2 protein-coding genes are annotated in these 1,010 nt (G+C 43.3%); both read left to right on the plus strand.

From position 1 onward, the window contains the following. Window positions 1–247: cupredoxin domain-containing protein (locus tag SMIDD26_RS04760; RefSeq protein WP_134990168.1), on the plus strand; the 247-nt coding region annotated here is incomplete at its 5' end. A 9-nt stretch (window positions 248–256) separates the two neighbouring features. Then, the coding region (locus tag SMIDD26_RS12795; RefSeq protein ID WP_419986650.1) for a cupredoxin domain-containing protein at window positions 257–1,010 on the plus strand (754 nt) is incomplete at its 3' end.

Consider the following 1,010-nt stretch of genomic DNA (forward strand, 5'->3'; position numbering starts at 1 on the left):
AGTGGAGGTCATGGGGGGCTATACGCCTGAGTTGATTATCCTCAAGAAATCAGTGCCAGCCCGCATTGTCTTTGACCGCAAGGATCCTTCACCCTGTCTGGACCAAATTGTTTTTCCAGATTTTGGTGTACATGCGGACCTGCCAATGGGTGAAGAGTATGTAGTGGAAATCACGCCTGAGCAGGCTGGAGAGTATGGTTTCTCTTGTGGCATGAACATGATGCACGGTAAGATGATTGTAGAATAGGAGAATGATATGACTGAAATTGTAAAAGCAAGTCTTAAAAATGGTGTTCAAAAAATCCGTATCACGGCAGACAAAGGCTACCATCCAGCCCACATTCAACTGCAAAAAGGAGTTCCTGCTGAGATCACCTTTCACTGTGTGACACCTTCAAACTGTTATAAGGAAATTCTTTTTGAAGAAGAAGGCATCTTAGAACCAATAGGCGTAGACGAAGAGAAAACAATTCGTTTTACACCTCAAGAATTAGGCCAACATGAATTTTCTTGTGGCATGAAGATGCAAAAAGGAAGCTATACAGTCGTTGAGAAGACTCGAAAATCTCTATCACTTTTACAGCGTTTTTGGATTACTAGTATCTTTACTGTGCCTCTTGTGATTCTCATGATTGGGATGTCGACAGGAGGAATTAGTCACCAAGTCATGCGTTGGGGCACCTTTTTAGCCACAACACCGATTATGCTAGTAGCAGGTGGTCCTTATATCCAAAGTGCTTGGGCTAGTTTTAAAAAGCACAATGCCAACATGGATACCTTGGTTGCTCTGGGAACCCTAGTGGCCTACTTCTATAGCTTAGTTGCCCTCTTCGCTGGTCTCCCCGTTTACTTTGAAAGTGCTGCATTTATCTTCTTCTTCGTTCTTATGGGAGCCGTTTTTGAGGAGAAAATGCGGAAAAATACTTCCCAAGCTGTGGAGAAATTACTTGACTTGCAGGCTAAAACTGCAGAAGTTTTGCGTGAGGATAACTATGTTCAAGTCCCCTTGG

This window comes from Streptococcus mitis (assembly GCF_001579035.1).
GTDB classification, from domain to species: Bacteria; Bacillota; Bacilli; order Lactobacillales; family Streptococcaceae; genus Streptococcus; species Streptococcus mitis_J.